We start from the raw sequence: 16703 nt of genomic DNA on the forward strand, positions 1-16703 counted from the left end.
GGGCTCACCGGGGTCATCGCCGGTGCGAGGAGTAAGATTATGGGACTGAAGGATGTGGAGGCTGGCCATCGCAACGAGGCCGGCATTGCCACCGTTATCGGGGTGCTCCGGCAGCGGCTTGGCGATCAGCTGCAAACCGGCGAAGCGTTGCGCGCCCAGCACGCCCATAGCACGACCTATATTCCCGGCCAATTGCCAGACGCCGTGGTGTTTCCCGAATCAGCCGAAGAAGTGAAAATGATCGTCCGCGCCTGCGCCGATCACCAGGTGCCGGTCATTGCCTTTGGCGTTGGAACTTCGCTCGAAGGCCACGTCAATGCACCCCATGGCGGCATCTCGATCGACATGGGACGGATGAACAGGGTGCTGAAAGTCAACGCCGAGGATCTCGATTGCACAGTCGAGCCGGGCGTTACCCGCGAGCAGCTCAATTCCGACCTGCGCGATACTGGCCTGTTCTTTCCGATTGATCCGGGCGCCAATGCGACCATCGGCGGCATGACCGCGACCCGTGCCTCGGGCACCAACGCGGTGCGCTACGGCACCATGCGCGACAATGTCATCGCCGTCACGGCAGTGACCGCTAGCGGTGCGGAAATCCGTACCGCCCGCCGCGCCCGCAAATCATCGGCCGGTTACGATCTCACTCGCCTGTTTGTCGGATCAGAGGGCACGCTCGGCGTCATTACTTCGGTCACGCTCCGGCTGCAGGGCATCCCGCAGGCAATCTCCGGCGGCGTTTGTCCGTTTCCGAGCGTCGAAGCGGCCTGCAACGCGGTGATCATGACCATCCAGATGGGGATCCCGGTTGCGCGCATCGAATTGCTCGACGCACTGCAGATGAAGGCTTGCAACGCCTATTCGAAACTGTCCAATTCCGAAACCCCGGCGCTGTTTCTGGAATTTCATGGTACCGACGCAGGCGTCGCCGAACAGGCGGCGATGTTTGCCGAGATCGCCGCCGAATGCGATGGCGGCGAGTTCTTGTGGACCACCAATCCGGAACGCCGCACCGAGCTGTGGAAGGCGCGCCACAATGCCTATTGGGCGGCGCTGCAATTGCGGCCTGGCGCCAAGGGTATTTCCACCGATGTCTGCGTGCCGATTTCTCGGCTGGCCGAATGTGTCAGTCAAACCCAGGCCGACATTGCGTCCGCCGGGTTGATCGCGCCGATCGTTGGTCACGCTGGCGATGGCAATTTCCATGTACTGGTGTTACTCGATCCCGAGATTGCCGCTGAAGTTGACGCTGCGGAGGCGTTTGTCGAACGGCTCAACGCCCGGGCGCTGGCCATGGATGGCACGTGTACCGGCGAGCATGGCATTGGCCAGGGCAAGCGTGCCTATCTGACCCAGGAAATGGGAGAGGGCGTCTCTGTGATGCGGCAGATCAAGCAGGCGCTTGACCCGATGAACATCATGAACCCGGGCAAGGTGTTCGCATTCGAAGACTGAGCGAAGACGATTGACGAAGGCAACAGCGGTCCAAGCAACCGCCATGGAGGATTGAAAACTGGTCCGGATATTTGTCACCATCGGTGGCCTGTTGGTGTTGGCGCTGTTTGCGGCGCTGATCGCCCCGTATTTTATCGACTGGACCAGCTATCGTACCGCGTTTGAGGCGGAAGCCAGCCGCATCATCGGTCAACCGGTCAAGGTGCATGGCGACGCTGATGCGCGGTTGCTGCCATTCCCCTCGGTCACCTTTTCCGATGTGACTGTGGGCGGCGATGCGCAGCCGGCGATGACCATCAGCCGATTCTCGATGGATGCCGAACTGGCGCCATTCCTGAGTGGTGAGGTGCTGATTTTCGACATGCGCATCGAGGCGCCGAAGGCGGTGGTGCGAATCCTCGAAGACGGAACACTGGACTGGGCGCTCAAGCGCAAGCCGGCGAGGCCCGGCGATCTCGTGGTGCTGGAGAATGTTTCGATAAAGAATGCCGATATAACGGTCGTCGACGAGCAGAACGGCCGCACCCACCGTCTGCGCGGCATCAACGCCCAGGTATCGGCCGGGTCGCTGTCCGGGCCGTGGTCGATCGAGGCCGAGGGCGAGATCGAGGGCCACCGTGGTGGCGTGTCGATCAGCACCGGGTCGGCGCTCGCCGACGGATCGATCCGCATGCGCATGAAACTCGCGCCGGATGAATGGCCGGTGCTGCTGGAAGCCGAGGGTGAGGCGCGGATCAAAGACAACAAGCCGCTCTATGACGGGCTGTTCACCTTCACCGCGCTATCGAGTGGCACAGGTGAGGGCGCCAATCCGGCGCGGCCATTGATTGTTGCCAAGGGCGATTTTGCTGCCACCGACGAGCGGCTCGCAATCGAAGAATGGCGCGCGGAAATCGGCCTGTCCGATGATCCTTATGTGGTTACCGGCCAGGCCACCATCGACACCGGCCCGGACCCCGATTTTCTGTTGATCGCCGATGGCCAGCAGATCGATATGGACAGGCTCGGCGAAGAGCAGGCAGACGCCGGTGAAAACTCCGCGCCGGTGCCGCTGGAACAGCGGTTGGCGCTGCTCAACACCCTGATTAATCGGCTGCCGCCGCCGCCGCTGCCCGGACGGATATCGCTCATCCTGCCGGCCATCGTCGCCGGCGACACCACCTTGCGGGAAATACGGCTCAACGCCCGTCCCGATGGCAACGCCTGGTTGATCGACAAGTTCTCTGCCAATCTTCCCGGCCGCACCACGGTAGAGGCGCGTGGGCGGCTCATGTCCGGCGCATCGGCAAGCTTTGACGGCACGCTCACCGTGGCCTCGACCCAGCCCTCGGGTCTTGCCAACTGGCTGGTCGGCGATGTCGATCCGGTGATCCGGCGGCTGAACGCTGCCGGCTTTTCCGCCAATGTCAGCCTGTCGGCACAATTGCAGCGTTTCGAGGCGCTGGAGATTGCCGTCGGACCGGCCATTCTCAAGGGGCGGATGGAGCGACATTTGCCGGCTGAGGGCGCACCGTCGCTGTCAATCGAGCTGGCTGGCGACACTTTTGATGTCGATGCCGTGCGCGCACTGGCACTGCTTGTTGATGCCGATGGTGGCGCAGTTGGCCCGCTCACAGACTACAATGTGGCCGCCCGTCTCAAGGCCGATATCCTGACCGTGGGCGATTATCAGATCGGCGGCGTCGACACCTCGTTTTTCTGGCGTGACCAGCGCCTGACCGTCGAAAATATGGCATTTGCCGATCTTGCTGGTGCGTCGGGTGCATTTACCGCAGCGCTCGCCGGCCCTCTGGAAGCACCCAGCGGTACGGTTGACGGGCAGGTGAGTGCGGAAAGTGCTGCAGGCCTGTTCGAACTTGCCGACCGCCTCAGTGGTGGCCATGCGCTGGTGCGCCGTCTGGCGGCCAACAGTTTTGCCTTTGATGACCTTTCGGCAAAGCTGAAACTGGACCTGGCGCCGGATTCCGGGCCGGAACTGACGCTGGAGGGGCAATCTGGCGGCAGCGGCTTCAGCCTGCGCGCCAGTGGCACCGGCCTGAGGCCGGGCGGTGATGGTCCGCGCACCGTGAGCCTCGATATCGACAACCCCGAAGCCTACCGGATCCTGGAGCAGGCGGGCTTTGCGGTGCTGCCCTATGAAGGCGAAGGTCCCGCAGCGCTCAAGCTTAATGTCTCCGGCGGCGCCGACAATGGTGATCTGGCCATCGACGCCACATTCACGTCGGGCTCGACGGTATTGTCGCTTGATGGCAATGGCGCCATGCCCGCCGCCGGGCCGCTTACCGGTCTGTTCAGCTTGGGCGTTGAGTCTGGTGACATCGAACCCTTTGCCGTTATGTTCGGGTTGTCGCTGCCCCAGGTCGGCGTCGGGCTACCAGCATCGCTGACCGCCCGTCTGGCGATGAATGGCGAGCAGTCCGTTCTTAGCGAAATCGATGGTGCAGCGGGCGGCAACGGATTTTCGGGCCAGTTGAGTTTTGACCGGAGCGCAAGTCCGCTGGCGGGGACCGGCGCGCTTCACGTCGAGCGCGCCGATCTGGAATGGTTGTCGGCTCTCTCTCTTGGGCCATCCTTGACCGGTTCCGACGGCGCCACCTGGAGCTCGGAGCCGTTTCTGCCGCCGGCACTCGATCAGCCGGATATGCAAATAGTACTGAAAGCCGACCTGATCGAGCTTGGACGCGCCGGTTCCGCCCGCAACTTCACTTCAGAGCTGACGACCGGTGCGGGTGTGATGATTTTGGCGAACGCCGAGGCCGATTGGTTCGGCGGTCGTCTTGGCGGCAATCTCTCGCTGACCAATGCCAATGGCTCGGTGTTTCTGTCGGGCAGGGTGTCATCCACTGGGGTCGATCTTGCAGCGGTCGAGCGTGCCATCCGTGGCTCGGCTGTGCTGAGTGGCGGAATTGATATCAGCGCCAGCGTCGAGGGTACTGGCAAATCGATGGGCGAGGTTGCTGCTTCACTGGCCGGAGGCGGAGAACTGGCGGCGAATGATCTCGTCATCAACGAAATCGACCCAGGGGCCTTTGCCCGCATTCTTGGCGCCGCCGACCGGGAAGGCTTCAAGATCGAGACCGACACAGTTGGCGACATGGTTGCAGGCTTCATGACCGGAGGCGAAATGCGCGCCAAGAGCTTGGCCCTGCCGTTCACGCTGACCGGCGGAGTGATGCGCTTTTCAACCGCAGAGATTGACGGCGAACGGGCGCGGCTGGCGGGCGATGCCCGGGTTGATCTGCTGGGGCTCAAACTCGAATCCGACTGGCGGCTGAGTTTTGAACCGGGCGTCGAAGCGATCGCCGGCGGTGATCCTTCGGTGGTGTTTGCGCTCGCCGGGTTGCTGGTCGATCCGGCGTTGTCGATCGATGCCACTCAGATGACCAATTATCTGTCGATGCGGGCTTTCGAGCGTGAACGGCGCAAGGTCGAATTGTTGCAGGCAGGCGTGGTCGAGAAGCAGCGACTGCGCCGCGAGGTGGCATTGCTCAAGGAGCGCGCGGCGCAGCGTAAAGCCCGCGCTGAGGCCGAGCAGGCTGCTCAGCGGGCGATCGAGGAAATCAATCGTCAAGCGCAGGCGGAAGCTGCGCAACTGGCCGAGGAGCAAGCCCGCCAGGCCGCCGAAGCCGAAGCTGCGGCCAAGGCGGCCGAAAAGGTCCGCGCAGAGCAACAGGCAATAGCAGACGAACAGGCCAGGCGCGAGGCTGCAGAACAGGCTGCGCGGCTGGCTGAGGAAAATGTTCAAAAAGCGAGGGAGGCAGAAGCCGCAGCCGCGGCCAAGACCGAGGCGCAGCGCGCCGCGGAAGAAGCGGCCCGTGAAAAAGCCCGGCAGGCTCCTGCGGTTGAGCGCCGGACCTTGCCTGATCCGGTGGCCGATCCGCCTTCAGCCCTTGCCAACGAACCGCCCCCGCAGGGCCTTCCCGAGCTTCAGTTCGAGGATCTTCCCGGCGTCAACGACCCGATCCGCAGCCTGATAGCGCCGGACGGTTAGGTTTCGTCTGATTGTTTCTGGGGAGAAGGGCGGTTGGCGCCGCCCTCGATCGCCCATTCCAGCACCGCCACGCGAATAGCCGATGACAAATTGCCCGGCGTTGACTGATTGCCGTCGATTTCGGCAATCAGCGCCGCCACCGAGAGGTGGCGCTGTGCAGCCATCGTTCTCAGCGCATTCATGAAAGTGTCTTCAAGCGTGATGCTGGTGCGGTGCCCGCGAATGTTGACTGACTGCTTGCGGATCCGCGCGTCGGACATCAGTCAGCTTTCTGGCTTGCCGGGATCGCGCCGTGAAGCCTGGTGATCGCGCGTGGCCTTGTCATTGCGGGCTTTGGCCAGTTCGCGTTCGGCCTTGCTGCGTCCGTGTTCGAAACGGTTGCGTTCGGTAGCGGCTTCCTTGTCAGCCCGGTCGCGGCGCTTGCGGGCGGTGCGCAGATTGACGATATCGCCGCTCATGGCACCAGCCTGTCAGCTTTTCTTGCGGAAGGAATCGAGCGAAACCACATCGGCGCCAGGCTTTTTGTCGCCGTCCGATTCCGTGCCGGCCTCTTTGGCGGCGGCTTCCTTGGTCTCGGATGCGTCGTCGCTCTCGAGCTCGACCAGCCGCTCGATCGTGCCGGCCAGTTCGGCGCGTTCGTCGTCTTCGCCGTCGCCGCCGTCATTGGCCGCGTTTTCCAGAACCGTGTCGAACTCCAGCTCGAAATTGACCGACGGATCGTAGAACCCGCGCACGGCGGCAAACGGAATGACCAGTTTTTCCGGCTTGTCGGAGAAGGAGAGGCCGATCTCGAACAGCGATTCCGTCACCTTCATTTCCCAGAATTGATGCTGGACCACGATGGTCATCTGTTCCGGGTAGCGCTCCTTGAGCGCGGTCGAAATCCGCACGCCCGGCGCTTCGGTCAGGAAGGTAATGAAAAAATGATGGTCGCCGGGCAGATAGCCGGTCGCAGCAACTTCGGACAGAACCTTGCGGATGACGCCGCGAAGCGCGTCCTGGGCAAGTATGTCGTATCGAATATGGTCCTGCGGCATCAGCGCGTTCTTTCCTGTCACCTTGCCCGTCCGGGCTACGTATCGCTTAGGGTCAACTCGGACGGTGGTTACACCATTGCCGAGTCAGCAAGCCCCTTTATAAGCGCAAACTGGCCCCTGCGGAAAGCCGAACAAATCCGGCAGTATCAAGGGAAGAGAAATAAGTGGAGGTTTCTGTTGCCAGGTACCTCCGAACCCCGCCCAGAAGTGCGACCCTCTAGGACTTAATTTGAAGTGTCACACCGCAATTAAGCAGCGAGACGAGCTTCCGCATAGTTGTCATTTGCAACTACAAGTTTAGCCCGATAACGGTGGTACAATACCGAACAAAAAGCCGCTCTTTACACCCTCGTCGATCCTGTTTCGCCCCCATCATCATCCGGCCGCGTGGCCTGTCGGCATCTGGGCCGGATCATGGTGGAGGCGCCGGGTACCGCCCCCGGGTCCGAATGGTTTATTTCAACGCTCGTTTATTGTCATAGCTGCTTGCACAGCATCCTCAATATAGGGTGCGTAAAGCCACTTGAAAAGGGGTAATCCCTTCAAGCGGCTATTGACAGTGACAGTTCGATTGCCAAACATGCGGTTATTGCATTGCCACGGGAAAAGGCGCCCAGCGCGGGCTTTTCCAACAAAGGGGATTATTCATGACTGACTATGCAGCCGATGTGAAGAAGTATGATGCCGGTGCATCCGATGAAACCATCGGCAAGATTGTCAAGCATCTTGGCATCGCCTTGCGCAGCCGCGATGCCTCGCTGGTTTCTTGTTCTGATCCGTCGGAACTGGCCCGCGTTGTCGAAAAATGGTGTGGCAAGAAGCTTGGCGTTACCGGCGCTGCCGCAGAAGATGCCGTTGCCGCCGTTTGCGAAACCATGAAGGCCGACCGTTCCAAGGCGCGCGTCACCTTCTATTACCTGGTCGCCAAGCATCTGGGCAAACTCGACACGCTGTAAACTTCAGGTTCGTTTTCAGGCCCCGCTCCGGCAACCACGCCGGGGCGGGGCTTTTTGTTGCCTGGAATCTGCCCATGTCAGCGGTTGCGGGCGCAACATGCGCTGACCTCTAGGCAGATTTTTTCTTCGGTGGTATTTTGAGGCCAGTTTGTTGGAGGTGGAATGCGATGCCAGCAGATGACTTCTCGATCCTGATCGGCACCACCAAAGGTGCCTTTATGGTCTCCTCGGATGCCGACCGCACCGGATGGACCGTCAAGGGCCCGTTCTGCGACGGTTGGCCGATCAACCACATGATCGGCGATCCGGCCAGCGGCACGCTCTGGGCCGCCGGCGGTGGTGACTGGCACGGCGCCGGTGTCTGGCGCTCGACCGACGGCGGCGAGAGCTGGGAGGTTGCCCGGCTGACCAAAGGCACGCTCGACGATTGGGCCGCCAACGACCCTGATTTCGCCGCTATGGTCAACTGGACAGATAAAGCCCTGCCATTCTCGGATGATTTCTCGCAGATCTGGTCGCTCAGTCACGCTCACGGCACGCTCTATGCCGGCACCAAGCCCGCGGGTTTGCTGAAAAGCGGCGACGGCGGCGAGAGTTGGGAGAAGGTGCAGGGGCTGACCGACCATCCCTCTGCTGCCGATTGGAACCCGGGCGCCGCCGGGCTGGTGTTGCACACGATCGCCTCCGACCCGGCTAACCCGCAAAAGCTCTGGGTTGGCATCTCGGCCGCCGGCGTGTTCGCCACCGAAGACGGGGGCTTCCTGGGAGCGGCGCAACCGGTTGTCGAACGCCAAAGCCTGCGTCGGCCACGATCACCCGGCCGGCCCGCGCGACGGTGAAATCGGCCATTGCGTGCACAACATGATGCGCGCGCCTGGCTCTTCCGATCTGCTCTACCAACAAAACCATCACGGGGTCTGGCGCTCGGTCGATGGCGGCCGCAACTGGGATGACATCACCGTAGGACTGCCTTCGACATTCGGTTTTCCGATCCGCGTGCATCCGCGCGACCCGGATACGATCTGGACGTTGCCGCTCAACGGCGACAGCCAGGGCCGCTATCCACCCGATGCAGCGGCGGCGGTCTGGCGCTCCCGCGATGGTGGCAAGTCCTGGAAGGGCATGCGCGAAGGACTGCCGCAGCAAAGCTGCTATTTCACGGTTCTGCGCCAGGCCATGGCGGGTGACGCGCGCGATCCGGCCGGGGTCTATTTCGGCACCAACAGCGGCTCATTGTTTGCCAGCACCAATGAGGGCGACAGCTGGCAGGAAATCGCCCGCCACCTGCCGACCATCCTGTCGGTGGAAGTTGTCGACAGGCAATATAGTCGGGTAGGGCGGGGATAACCTGCGGGCAGCGTTTCGATGGCGCGCCATCTCCGCTAAGGTCGGGCCATCTCGAATCACAAAGCGGCGGTCATGCGGCAATATCACGATCTACTTCGCCTGGTGCTTGAACAGGGCACCGACAGGGACGACCGCACCGGCACCGGCACGCGCAGCCTGTTCGGCCATCAGATGCGGTTTGACCTGGCGGAGGGGTTTCCAGCACTGACCACCAAGAAACTGCATCTGCGCTCGATCATCCACGAGTTGCTGTGGTTTCTCAAAGGCGAAACCAATATTGCCTATCTCAAGGCCAATGGTGTCTCGATCTGGGATGAATGGGCCGATGATAACGGCGATCTCGGCCCGGTCTATGGCGCGCAATGGCGTTCCTGGCCGGCGCCAGGCGGCAAGACCATCGACCAGATCGCCGGTGTCGTCAGCCAGATCCGGAACAATCCGGCTTCGCGCCGGCACATCGTCTCGGCCTGGAATCCTGCCGAGGTCGATGACATGGCGCTGCCGCCGTGCCATTGCCTGTTCCAGTTCTATGTCGCCGATGGCAAGTTGTCCTGCCAGCTCTATCAGCGCTCCGCCGACATCTTTTTGGGCGTGCCGTTCAACATCGCCTCCTATGCGTTGCTGACCATGATGGTGGCCCAGGTCACCGGGCTCAAGCCCGGCGATTTCGTCCACACGCTGGGTGACACGCATCTGTACAACAACCATTTCGATCAGGCCCGGCTGCAATTGTCGCGTACCCCGAAGCCATTGCCGACGATGCGACTCAACCCCGATATCAACGATCTGTTCGGTTTCAGTTACGAGGATTTCACTCTGGAAAACTACACCCCCGATCCGGCGATTTCCGCGCCGATCGCGGTGTGAGGCGTCAGATGTCCGACGATCAACCCGATATCAGCATCGCGCTGGTTGTCGCCCGTGCCCAAAACGGGGTGATCGGTCGTGATGGCGACATGCCCTGGCGACTGCCGTCCGACCTCAAGCACTTCAAGGCGGTAACGCTCGGTGCGCCAGTGATCATGGGGCGCAAGACATATCAATCGATCGGCCGATCTTTGCCGGGCCGCGCCAACATCGTCGTCTCCCGCTCCGGATTTATTGCCGATGGCGTGGAAACAGCCCCCGATCTGAAAGCTGCCATCGCCCGCGGCTGTGATCTGGCCAGGCAATCGGGTGCGGACAAGGTGTCGATCATCGGCGGCGGTCAAATCTACGCCCAGGCAATGGCGCTTGCCGACCAGCTTCATGTCACCGAAGTCGATGCCGTCATCGAGGGCGACACAATTTTTCCCGCTATCGATTCGCAAGACTGGGAGAGGGCTACTCTGTCCGATCCCGTTCGGGGTGAAAACGACAGTCATTCCGTGCGCTTCGCCCTCTGGCGTCGCCGCGCAGCATAATTCGAGCCTAATCGGCCCAATTTGGCATCGGAAACGCGATGCCGCGTTGAAAGCGTCCGTCGCCATACCTATAACGAGGACAGCGTGCGCGAACCGTTGGTTTTCGACGGCGAGCGGCATAACACAGTTTGAAAAGAGGTCTTGATGCCCTGGAGTAATCAAAATGGAGGAGGCGGCGGTCCATGGGGCGGCGGCGGTGGCGGCAATAATCAGGGTCCCTGGGGCAAGGGTCCGCAACCGCCACGCGGCGGCGGCAACCCGCCCGATCTTGAGGAATTGATCCGGCGCGGCCAGGACAAGCTGCGTCAGGCTTTGCCCGGCGGCGGTGGCGGCTCGGGTAGCGGCAAGCTGATCGCTTTGCTCGTGGTTCTCGGTCTGGTCGGCCTTTGGTTGATGCAGTCGGTCTACACCGTCCAGCAGGATGAACGTGGCGTCGAACTGCGCTTTGGCGTGCCCAAGGACGAAATCTCGCAGCCAGGTCTGCACATGGTGTTCTGGCCGTTTGAGACGGTGGAACTGACCAGTATCGTCGAACGCGAAATGAGCACCGGTGGCAGTTCGCGTACCGGTTCCAGCGACGGCCTGATGCTGTCGGGTGACCAGAACATTGTCGATGTCGAGTTCAAGGTGCTTTACGGGGTCTCCGATCCGAAGGCGTTCCTGTTCAACGTCGCCCGTCCGGAAGACACATTGCGTCAGGTAGCTGAAAGCGCCATGCGTGAGGTGGTTGGCCGCAGGCCGGCACAGGACATTTTCCGTGATAATCGTGAAGCCATTGCGGTTGAGGTTCAGACCATCATGCAAAACGTGATGGACAGTTTCCCCGCAGGCATCGCCATCAACCAGGTCTCGATCGAAGACGCGGCGCCGCCGCGCGAGGTTGCTGATGCCTTTGACGAGGTGCAGCGTGCCGAGCAGGATGAAGACCGGTTCGTCGAGGAAGGCAATCAGTACGCCAACCAAAAGCTTGGTCAGGCGCGCGGTCAGGCCGCTCAGAAGCGCGAAGAAGCGTCGGCTTACAAGGACCGTGTCGTCAATGAGGCGTCCGGTGAAGCCGGTCGTTTCCTCTCGGTCTATGAAGAATACGCCAAGGCGCCTGAAGTGACCCGTTCGCGGCTCTATCTCGAGACCCTGGAAAAGGTCCTCGGCGGATCCGACAAGGTGATCATCGGCCAGGATGGTAGCGGTTCTGGCGTGGTGCCTTATCTGCCCCTGCCTGAAATCAAGAAAAATGCCGGAGGCACCAACTAATGGGCAATCGTCTTCCCCTTATTCTCGGCCTTCTGGCCGTCGTCGCCTTCATCGTCTGGTCGTCGATTTTCGTGGTCAACGAACGCCAGCAGGCAATCGTCACGCGCTTTGGTGAGATCCAGGACGTCAAGACCGAGCCGGGGCTGTATTTCAAGCTGCCCTTCGGCTTTGTCGATGCTGATACCGTGCAGTATATCGAGGATCGTGCGTTGCGCTTCGATCTCGAAAATATGCGTGTCCAGGTTTCGGGCGGCAAGTTCTACGAAGTCGATGCGTTCGTGCTCTACAAGATCACCAATGCGCGGCTGTTCCGCCAGACCGTTTCCGGCGATCTGGCTTCGGCCGAATCCCGGTTGCGTACCCGCCTGAACTCGGCCCTGCGTACCGTTTACGGTCTGCGCGGCTTCGAGGCGGCATTGTCGGAAGAACGCACTTCAATGATGCGTGAAGTCCGCGATCAGCTTCGTCCAGAAGCCGAAGCGCTGGGTTTGCGGATCGACGATGTTCGCATCCGCCGCACCGACCTGACCCAGGAAGTCTCGCAGCAGACTTTCGAACGGATGAAGGCCGAGCGTCTTGCTGAAGCCGAATTGATCCGCGCACGTGGTAACGAGGCGGCGCAGCGTATTCGCGCCATCGCCGACCGCCAGGTCGTCGAGATCGTCTCCGAGGCCACCCGTGATTCGGAAATCATCCGAGGTGAGGGTGATGGCGAACGTAACCGCATCTTCGCCGAAGCGTTCCAGCGCGATCCGGAATTCTTCGAGTTTTACCGCTCGATGAATGCCTATGCTGAAGCGCTGTCGGATTCCGGCACCACCATGGTGTTGTCGCCGACGTCGGAGTTCTTCCGCTACTTCGGCAGTGCCAAGGGTGCAAATGCACCTGCGGCTGCTGCTCCGGCAAATGCGGCTCCGGCCGCGCCGGCCAACTGAAACAGGATTGACCGCCGGTGAGCACGTTCTTTCTGGCAGTTGGACTGGTACTTGTCGTGGAGGGGCTGGCCTATGCGCTGGCCCCTTCGTTCATCCGGCGCATGGCCGAGGAACTGCCCAAGCTCGGCGACGAGCATTTGCGAACTTTCGGCGTCGTGGCGTTGGCGATCGGCGTCGGCCTGGTTTATCTGGCCCGGCATTTGTGACCGTTCACATTTAAATGCCGTCGGAGTGATTGGTTTCGCCGGAATAACGCCCTATTTCTAAGCTCAATCATACTGATGCATCGTTGCACAAGGAGACCGCCCAGATGAGGAATTTCCGCTTCCGTCCTGTTGGAATGGCATTTGCCGCGGCCATGATGATGGCGTCCCCGGCAACTGCACCGGCCAGCGCGGAAACCCAGCAGGGTCCGGCCTCGGTGGCCGATCTAGCCGAAGGCCTGCTCGACGCGGTGGTCAATATCTCGACTTCGCAAAGCGTTGGCGGCGGCAGCGTCGCGCCGCCGCGCATGCAGGCCCCGGACGGCTCGCCGTTCCAGGATTTTTTTGACGAGTTCTTCAAGGATCGCGATGGCGATGGCCAACGCAATCGCAAGGTCTCGTCGCTCGGTTCGGGCTTTGTCATCGACGCCAAGAACGGTGTGATCGTCACCAACAATCATGTGATTGACGGCGCTGACGATATCGAGGTGATTTTTGCCGATGGCTCCAAGCTCAAGGCCGAGCTGGTCGGCGCTGATCCGAAGACCGATCTTGCCGTGCTAAAGGTCACACCCGTCAAGCCGCTGACCGAAGTGCCGTTTGGCGATTCCGACGACATGCGCATCGGCGACTGGGTGATGGCGATCGGCAACCCGTTCGGCCTTGGCGGAACGGTGACGGTCGGCATCATTTCTGCGCGCGGACGGGATATCAATTCCGGCCCCTATGATAATTTCATCCAGACCGACGCCGCCATCAACCGCGGCAATTCCGGCGGGCCGCTGTTCAACATGAACGGCGAGGTCATCGGCATCAACACGGCAATCATCTCGCCGTCAGGCGGCTCCATCGGCATAGGCTTTGCGGTGCCGACCGAACTCGCCGTCAATGTCATCAACCAGCTCAAGGAATTCGGCGAAACCAGGCGCGGTTGGCTCGGCGTGCGGATTCAGCCGGTTACCGATGAAATTGCCGAAAGCCTCGGCATGGACAAGGCTATGGGCGCGCTGGTGGCCGGCATTATTCGCGGTGGACCGGTCGATGACGGCTCGATCGAGCCCGGCGACGTGATTACCCGGTTTGATGGCAAGGATGTCGACACCATGCGCGACCTGCCGCGCGTTGTCGCCGAAAGCCCGGTCGGCAAGGCCGTCGATGTCACCGTTATCCGCAAGGGCGAGGAACAGACGGTCAAGGTGACGCTTGGCCGGCTTGAGGACAGCGATCAACTTGCCAGCGCCGAGGATCCGGACAAGACCGGCTCAGAGCCCGCGCCAACGCAGAAAGACGTGATGGTGCTGGGCATGTCGCTGGCTGAGCTGACCACTGACAATCGCCGCGATTTTGGCATTGCCGACGAAGTCGAGGGTGTGCTGATTTCCGAAGTGGATCCGGATTCCGCTGCCGCCGACAAGCGCATCGATGCAGGTGACGTCATTGTCGAGATCGCCCAGGAGGAGGTGGCGACGCCAGCCGATGTCGAAAAACGTATCGCCGCCCTGAAGCAGGACGGACGCCGCAACGCGCTTCTGATGCTGTCGGGCAAGACCGGTGAATTGCGTTTCGTCACCGTGCGCATGGACTGACCGGCGCGCTACCAAATCAATGATAAAAGGGCGGTCTTCGGGTCGCCCTTTCTATTTCGGGAATTGGCCCAGGCAGCGATCTCAGCCGCGTGCGACGGGTGAGAATTTCTCCCAGAAGGCATGGCGCTTGAGATGTGGCATATCGTCGGGAACCATCGGGTGATCGAAACTCAGATCCGGCCGTTCGCGCATGCCGATCCGCGCCATCACCGCAAGCGAGGGTCGGTTGCTGGCCACCGCATAGGCGACGATACGTTCCAGCCCGAGATCCTCGAATCCGTGGACCAGCAGCGCCCGTGCGGCCTCTGTGGCCAGGCCCTTGCCCCAGGCTTCGGGGACGTAGCGCCAGCCGATTTCGACGCCCGGTCCGGTAACTTGCGTATGGCGCATCTGGCCCAGCCCGACAAAGCCGATCGGTACGCCGGTTTCCAGATCTTCAGCGACTGCCCAGCCAAATCCGTTTTCAGCCGTACGGGCCTGCATCTGATCGAAATTCTCGTCCGCTTCGGCGCGGCTCCAGCGCCACGGGAAGTAGCGCTGTATCGCGTCGTCGCTGTTGACCCGATGGAAGAATGCACGATCGGTGTCGGTGTCTTCCCAGCCCCGGATGCGTTGCCGCTCGGTCAGAATTGTCCGGCCGATTTTCACGCCGGCACAAAATCGGTCAGCCGGTAGCCCTGCAGATAGAGCAGCGCGGTCAGGTCACCATGATCGATGCGAATTCCGGCCTGTGCGGCAACGGAAGGCTTGGCGTGCAGCGCCACGCCGGTCCCGGCCCGGTCGAGCATGCCCAGATCATTGGCGCCGTCGCCCACCGCAATGGCATCGGACGGATCAAGCCCCAGGCGTGCGGCGATCTCCTCAAGCGCATCCACCTTGGCCTGCTTGCCGAGAATTGGTTCGCGCACGGTGCCGCTGAGCTTGCCATCCGCTTCTTCAAGGATGTTGGCGCGGTTCTCGTCAAACCCGATCTTGCCGGCGACCACCGCTGTGAAAGCGGTAAACCCGCCCGAAACCAGCGCGCAATAGCCGCCACGGGCGCGCATGGTGGCAACCAGTGCCGTTCCGCCTGAGGTCAGCGTGATGCGGCTTGCAATCACCTGCTCGATGACGCTGACCGGCAGACCGGCCAGCAGCGCCACGCGCTCGCGGAGCGCCGGTTCGAAGGCGATTTCACCATTCATTGCCCGCGCCGTGATGCCCGCGACCTTTTCCTTGAGCCCGACTTCGGCGGCCAGTTCATCGATGCATTCCTGTCCGATCATGGTCGAATCCATATCGGCGATCAGGATCTTCTTGCGCCGCGTCTCGGCTTCCTGCACCGCCGAGTCGACCGGCAGGTCGCCGATCACTGTGCGTAGACTGGAAAGTGCGGCGGCCGGATCGGCACCATCTTTCAGCGCGATGTCGCAGGCCACGCCATCGGCAAGCCAGTAGAGCCCCGCGCCATCCACCGCGTGGCAGGCGGCTTCGCCCATGGCGGCCGACAGGACCGGATTTGACGGATTAGCGATAAGCGTGGCAACGAGGGCCATGATTGAAAAACTCCGGCGACAGGATATCACGGCGCTTCTGATAGCCGGGCCAACCGCAAGCGGCAAGTCCGCGCTGGCGATCGAGCTGGCGCGCGAACTTGGTGGCGAGATCGTCAACGCCGATTCGATGCAGGTCTATGGCGTGCTGGAGAGGTTGACCGCACGCCCCGGGGCTGCGGATCTGGCGCAGGTTCCCCACCACCTTTATGGCCATGTCTCGCCTGAGACCGCCTATTCCACCGGTATCTGGCTCAGCGAGGCCAGCTGGGTGATTGCCGACATCCGCGCCCGTGGCGCGCTTCCGGTCGTGGTTGGCGGTACCGGGCTGTATTTCCGTGCGCTCACCGGCGGATTGTCAGAGATGCCGCCGATTCCGGCCGACATTCGCGACAATTTGCGCGCGCGGCTGCAATCCGAAGGCATCGAGGTGCTGCACCAGCAACTCGCGGATCTCGATCCGGAGATGGCGGCGCGGTTGCTGCCCGCCGATCGCCAGCGAATTCTCCGGGCGTTGGAAGTAGTTCTCGCCACCGGCCGTTCCATTGCCGAGTTTCAGGGGCGCGGTGGCGCCATGGTCGTCGATCCTGCGACGGCCCGTTGCCTGGTGCTTGAGCCCGACCGCGCCGTTCTGCATGCGCGGATCAATGCGCGGTTTGAAACAATGCTCGATGAGGGCGCTGTTGATGAAGTCAGGCAATTGATGTCGCTGGATATTCCACCGCAGCACCCGGCCATGAAAGCCATCGGGGTCAATCATCTGGCAGGTTATCTCAAGGGAGAGTTACCTCTGGAAAAGGTAATTGAACTCTCGAGCGCGGCAACTCGGCAATATGCCAAACGGCAAATGACCTGGTTCCGAAACCAGTTTGATTCCGATTGGCAGAGAATTCAATCCTGAGTAGAAAAATCAATTATAAATTTACCTGCAATTGGGGTGCGCGTTAAAGCAAAGCTAACGGGTTATGCCTACCCTGACGAAGCTAAGTTTTGGATGTTGTCGCGAC

The 16703-nt window shown here is 61.5% G+C and carries 17 protein-coding genes and 1 other RNA gene; 12 read left to right on the forward strand and 6 right to left on the reverse strand.

Going from position 1 to position 16703, the window contains the following annotated elements; all coding sequences use genetic code 11:
• Positions 1-39 precede the first annotated feature (39 nt).
• Both OEG84_RS00525 and OEG84_RS00530 read left to right on the forward strand, forming a co-directional pair.
• Entirely contained in the window at positions 40-1455 is a 1416-nt protein-coding gene (locus OEG84_RS00525; RefSeq protein ID WP_267651924.1) for an FAD-binding oxidoreductase, read from the forward strand.
• Positions 1456-1534: 79 nt separating this feature from the next.
• Positions 1535-5446 (forward strand): AsmA family protein, encoded by a 3912-nt coding sequence (locus tag OEG84_RS00530; protein WP_324288248.1) that lies wholly within the window; start codon positions 1535-1537, stop codon positions 5444-5446.
• Here OEG84_RS00530 and OEG84_RS00535 read toward each other — a convergent pair.
• The 4 genes from OEG84_RS00535 to ssrA all read right to left on the reverse strand — a co-directional run bounded on the left by OEG84_RS00535 (position 5443) and on the right by ssrA (position 7017).
• Complete coding sequence (locus OEG84_RS00535) at positions 5443-5706, reverse strand: ribbon-helix-helix domain-containing protein (RefSeq protein ID WP_324288159.1); 264 nt, start codon at positions 5704-5706, stop codon at positions 5443-5445. The genes OEG84_RS00530 and OEG84_RS00535 overlap by 4 nt on opposite strands.
• Before the next feature lie 3 nt (positions 5707-5709).
• Positions 5710-5904, reverse strand: a complete 195-nt coding sequence (locus OEG84_RS00540) for a DUF4169 family protein (protein WP_267651925.1) — start codon at positions 5902-5904, stop codon at positions 5710-5712.
• A 12-nt stretch (positions 5905-5916) separates the two neighbouring features.
• On the reverse strand, positions 5917-6483 hold the full coding sequence (locus OEG84_RS00545) for an SspB family protein (protein ID WP_267656040.1): 567 nt from the start codon (positions 6481-6483) through the stop codon (positions 5917-5919).
• Between the two features lie 163 nt (positions 6484-6646).
• Positions 6647-7017, reverse strand: a transfer-messenger RNA (tmRNA) gene (gene ssrA, locus OEG84_RS00550).
• A 113-nt stretch (positions 7018-7130) separates the two neighbouring features.
• Between ssrA and OEG84_RS00555 the strand changes: the two genes are divergently transcribed.
• The 9 genes from OEG84_RS00555 to OEG84_RS00590 all read left to right on the forward strand — a co-directional run bounded on the left by OEG84_RS00555 (position 7131) and on the right by OEG84_RS00590 (position 14164).
• Complete coding sequence (locus tag OEG84_RS00555; RefSeq protein ID WP_267651926.1) at positions 7131-7439, forward strand: DUF2853 family protein; 309 nt, start codon at positions 7131-7133, stop codon at positions 7437-7439.
• 167 nt (positions 7440-7606) lie between these two features.
• Positions 7607-8278 carry a WD40/YVTN/BNR-like repeat-containing protein gene (locus OEG84_RS25315; RefSeq protein WP_324288160.1) on the forward strand — a complete coding sequence of 224 codons (672 nt, stop codon included), beginning with the start codon at positions 7607-7609 and terminating at the stop codon, positions 8276-8278.
• Positions 8279-8300: 22 nt separating this feature from the next.
• A complete protein-coding gene (locus tag OEG84_RS25320; protein ID WP_324288161.1) occupies positions 8301-8786 on the forward strand; it encodes a WD40/YVTN/BNR-like repeat-containing protein in 486 nt (161 codons plus the stop codon).
• Between the two features lie 72 nt (positions 8787-8858).
• Positions 8859-9653, forward strand: a complete 795-nt coding sequence (locus OEG84_RS00565) for a thymidylate synthase (RefSeq protein WP_267651927.1) — start codon at positions 8859-8861, stop codon at positions 9651-9653.
• 8 nt (positions 9654-9661) lie between these two features.
• Complete coding sequence (locus tag OEG84_RS00570) at positions 9662-10189, forward strand: dihydrofolate reductase (protein WP_267651928.1); 528 nt, start codon at positions 9662-9664, stop codon at positions 10187-10189.
• A gap of 144 nt (positions 10190-10333) precedes the next feature.
• Positions 10334-11440, forward strand: coding sequence for an FtsH protease activity modulator HflK (gene hflK, locus OEG84_RS00575; protein WP_267651929.1), 1107 nt, complete (start codon positions 10334-10336; stop codon positions 11438-11440).
• Positions 11440-12375, forward strand: a complete 936-nt coding sequence (hflC, locus tag OEG84_RS00580; protein ID WP_267651930.1) for a protease modulator HflC — start codon at positions 11440-11442, stop codon at positions 12373-12375. The genes hflK and hflC overlap by 1 nt, the downstream gene beginning before the upstream one ends.
• Positions 12376-12392: 17 nt before the next feature.
• Positions 12393-12581, forward strand: a complete 189-nt coding sequence (locus OEG84_RS00585) for a DUF2065 domain-containing protein (protein ID WP_267651931.1) — start codon at positions 12393-12395, stop codon at positions 12579-12581.
• 104 nt (positions 12582-12685) lie between these two features.
• Complete coding sequence (locus OEG84_RS00590; RefSeq protein WP_425602805.1) at positions 12686-14164, forward strand: DegQ family serine endoprotease; 1479 nt, start codon at positions 12686-12688, stop codon at positions 14162-14164.
• Positions 14165-14245: 81 nt separating this feature from the next.
• Here the strand turns inward: OEG84_RS00590 and OEG84_RS00595 are convergent, their stop codons facing one another.
• Positions 14246-14812 carry a GNAT family N-acetyltransferase gene (locus OEG84_RS00595; RefSeq protein WP_267651932.1) on the reverse strand — a complete coding sequence of 189 codons (567 nt, stop codon included), beginning with the start codon at positions 14810-14812 and terminating at the stop codon, positions 14246-14248.
• Positions 14809-15699, reverse strand: coding sequence for a phosphoserine phosphatase SerB (gene serB / locus OEG84_RS00600; RefSeq protein WP_267651933.1), 891 nt, complete (start codon positions 15697-15699; stop codon positions 14809-14811). The genes OEG84_RS00595 and serB overlap by 4 nt, the downstream gene beginning before the upstream one ends.
• Here serB and miaA point away from each other — a divergent pair.
• Entirely contained in the window at positions 15698-16597 is a 900-nt protein-coding gene (gene miaA / locus OEG84_RS00605) for a tRNA (adenosine(37)-N6)-dimethylallyltransferase MiaA (protein ID WP_267651934.1), read from the forward strand. The genes serB and miaA overlap by 2 nt on opposite strands.
• Positions 16598-16703: the final 106 nt, after the last annotated feature.

The organism is Hoeflea algicola, assembly GCF_026619415.1.
GTDB lineage: Bacteria > Pseudomonadota > Alphaproteobacteria > Rhizobiales > Rhizobiaceae > Hoeflea > Hoeflea algicola.

Coding starts and splice junctions, on each gene's coding strand:
- OEG84_RS00555 (WP_267651926.1), top strand. CDS start 7,131: ATGACTGACTATGCAGCCGATGTGAAGAAGTATGATGCCGGTGCATCC.
- serB (WP_267651933.1), bottom strand. CDS start 15,699: ATGGCCCTCGTTGCCACGCTTATCGCTAATCCGTCAAATCCGGTCCTG.
- OEG84_RS00570 (WP_267651928.1), top strand. CDS start 9,662: ATGTCCGACGATCAACCCGATATCAGCATCGCGCTGGTTGTCGCCCGT.
- OEG84_RS00590 (WP_425602805.1), top strand. CDS start 12,686: ATGAGGAATTTCCGCTTCCGTCCTGTTGGAATGGCATTTGCCGCGGCC.
- miaA (WP_267651934.1), top strand. CDS start 15,698: ATGATTGAAAAACTCCGGCGACAGGATATCACGGCGCTTCTGATAGCC.
- hflK (WP_267651929.1), top strand. CDS start 10,334: ATGCCCTGGAGTAATCAAAATGGAGGAGGCGGCGGTCCATGGGGCGGC.
- OEG84_RS25315 (WP_324288160.1), top strand. CDS start 7,607: ATGCCAGCAGATGACTTCTCGATCCTGATCGGCACCACCAAAGGTGCC.
- OEG84_RS00535 (WP_324288159.1), bottom strand. CDS start 5,706: ATGTCCGACGCGCGGATCCGCAAGCAGTCAGTCAACATTCGCGGGCAC.
- OEG84_RS00525 (WP_267651924.1), top strand. CDS start 40: ATGGGACTGAAGGATGTGGAGGCTGGCCATCGCAACGAGGCCGGCATT.
- OEG84_RS00545 (WP_267656040.1), bottom strand. CDS start 6,483: ATGCCGCAGGACCATATTCGATACGACATACTTGCCCAGGACGCGCTT.
- hflC (WP_267651930.1), top strand. CDS start 11,440: ATGGGCAATCGTCTTCCCCTTATTCTCGGCCTTCTGGCCGTCGTCGCC.
- OEG84_RS00540 (WP_267651925.1), bottom strand. CDS start 5,904: ATGAGCGGCGATATCGTCAATCTGCGCACCGCCCGCAAGCGCCGCGAC.
- OEG84_RS00565 (WP_267651927.1), top strand. CDS start 8,859: ATGCGGCAATATCACGATCTACTTCGCCTGGTGCTTGAACAGGGCACC.
- OEG84_RS25320 (WP_324288161.1), top strand. CDS start 8,301: ATGATGCGCGCGCCTGGCTCTTCCGATCTGCTCTACCAACAAAACCAT.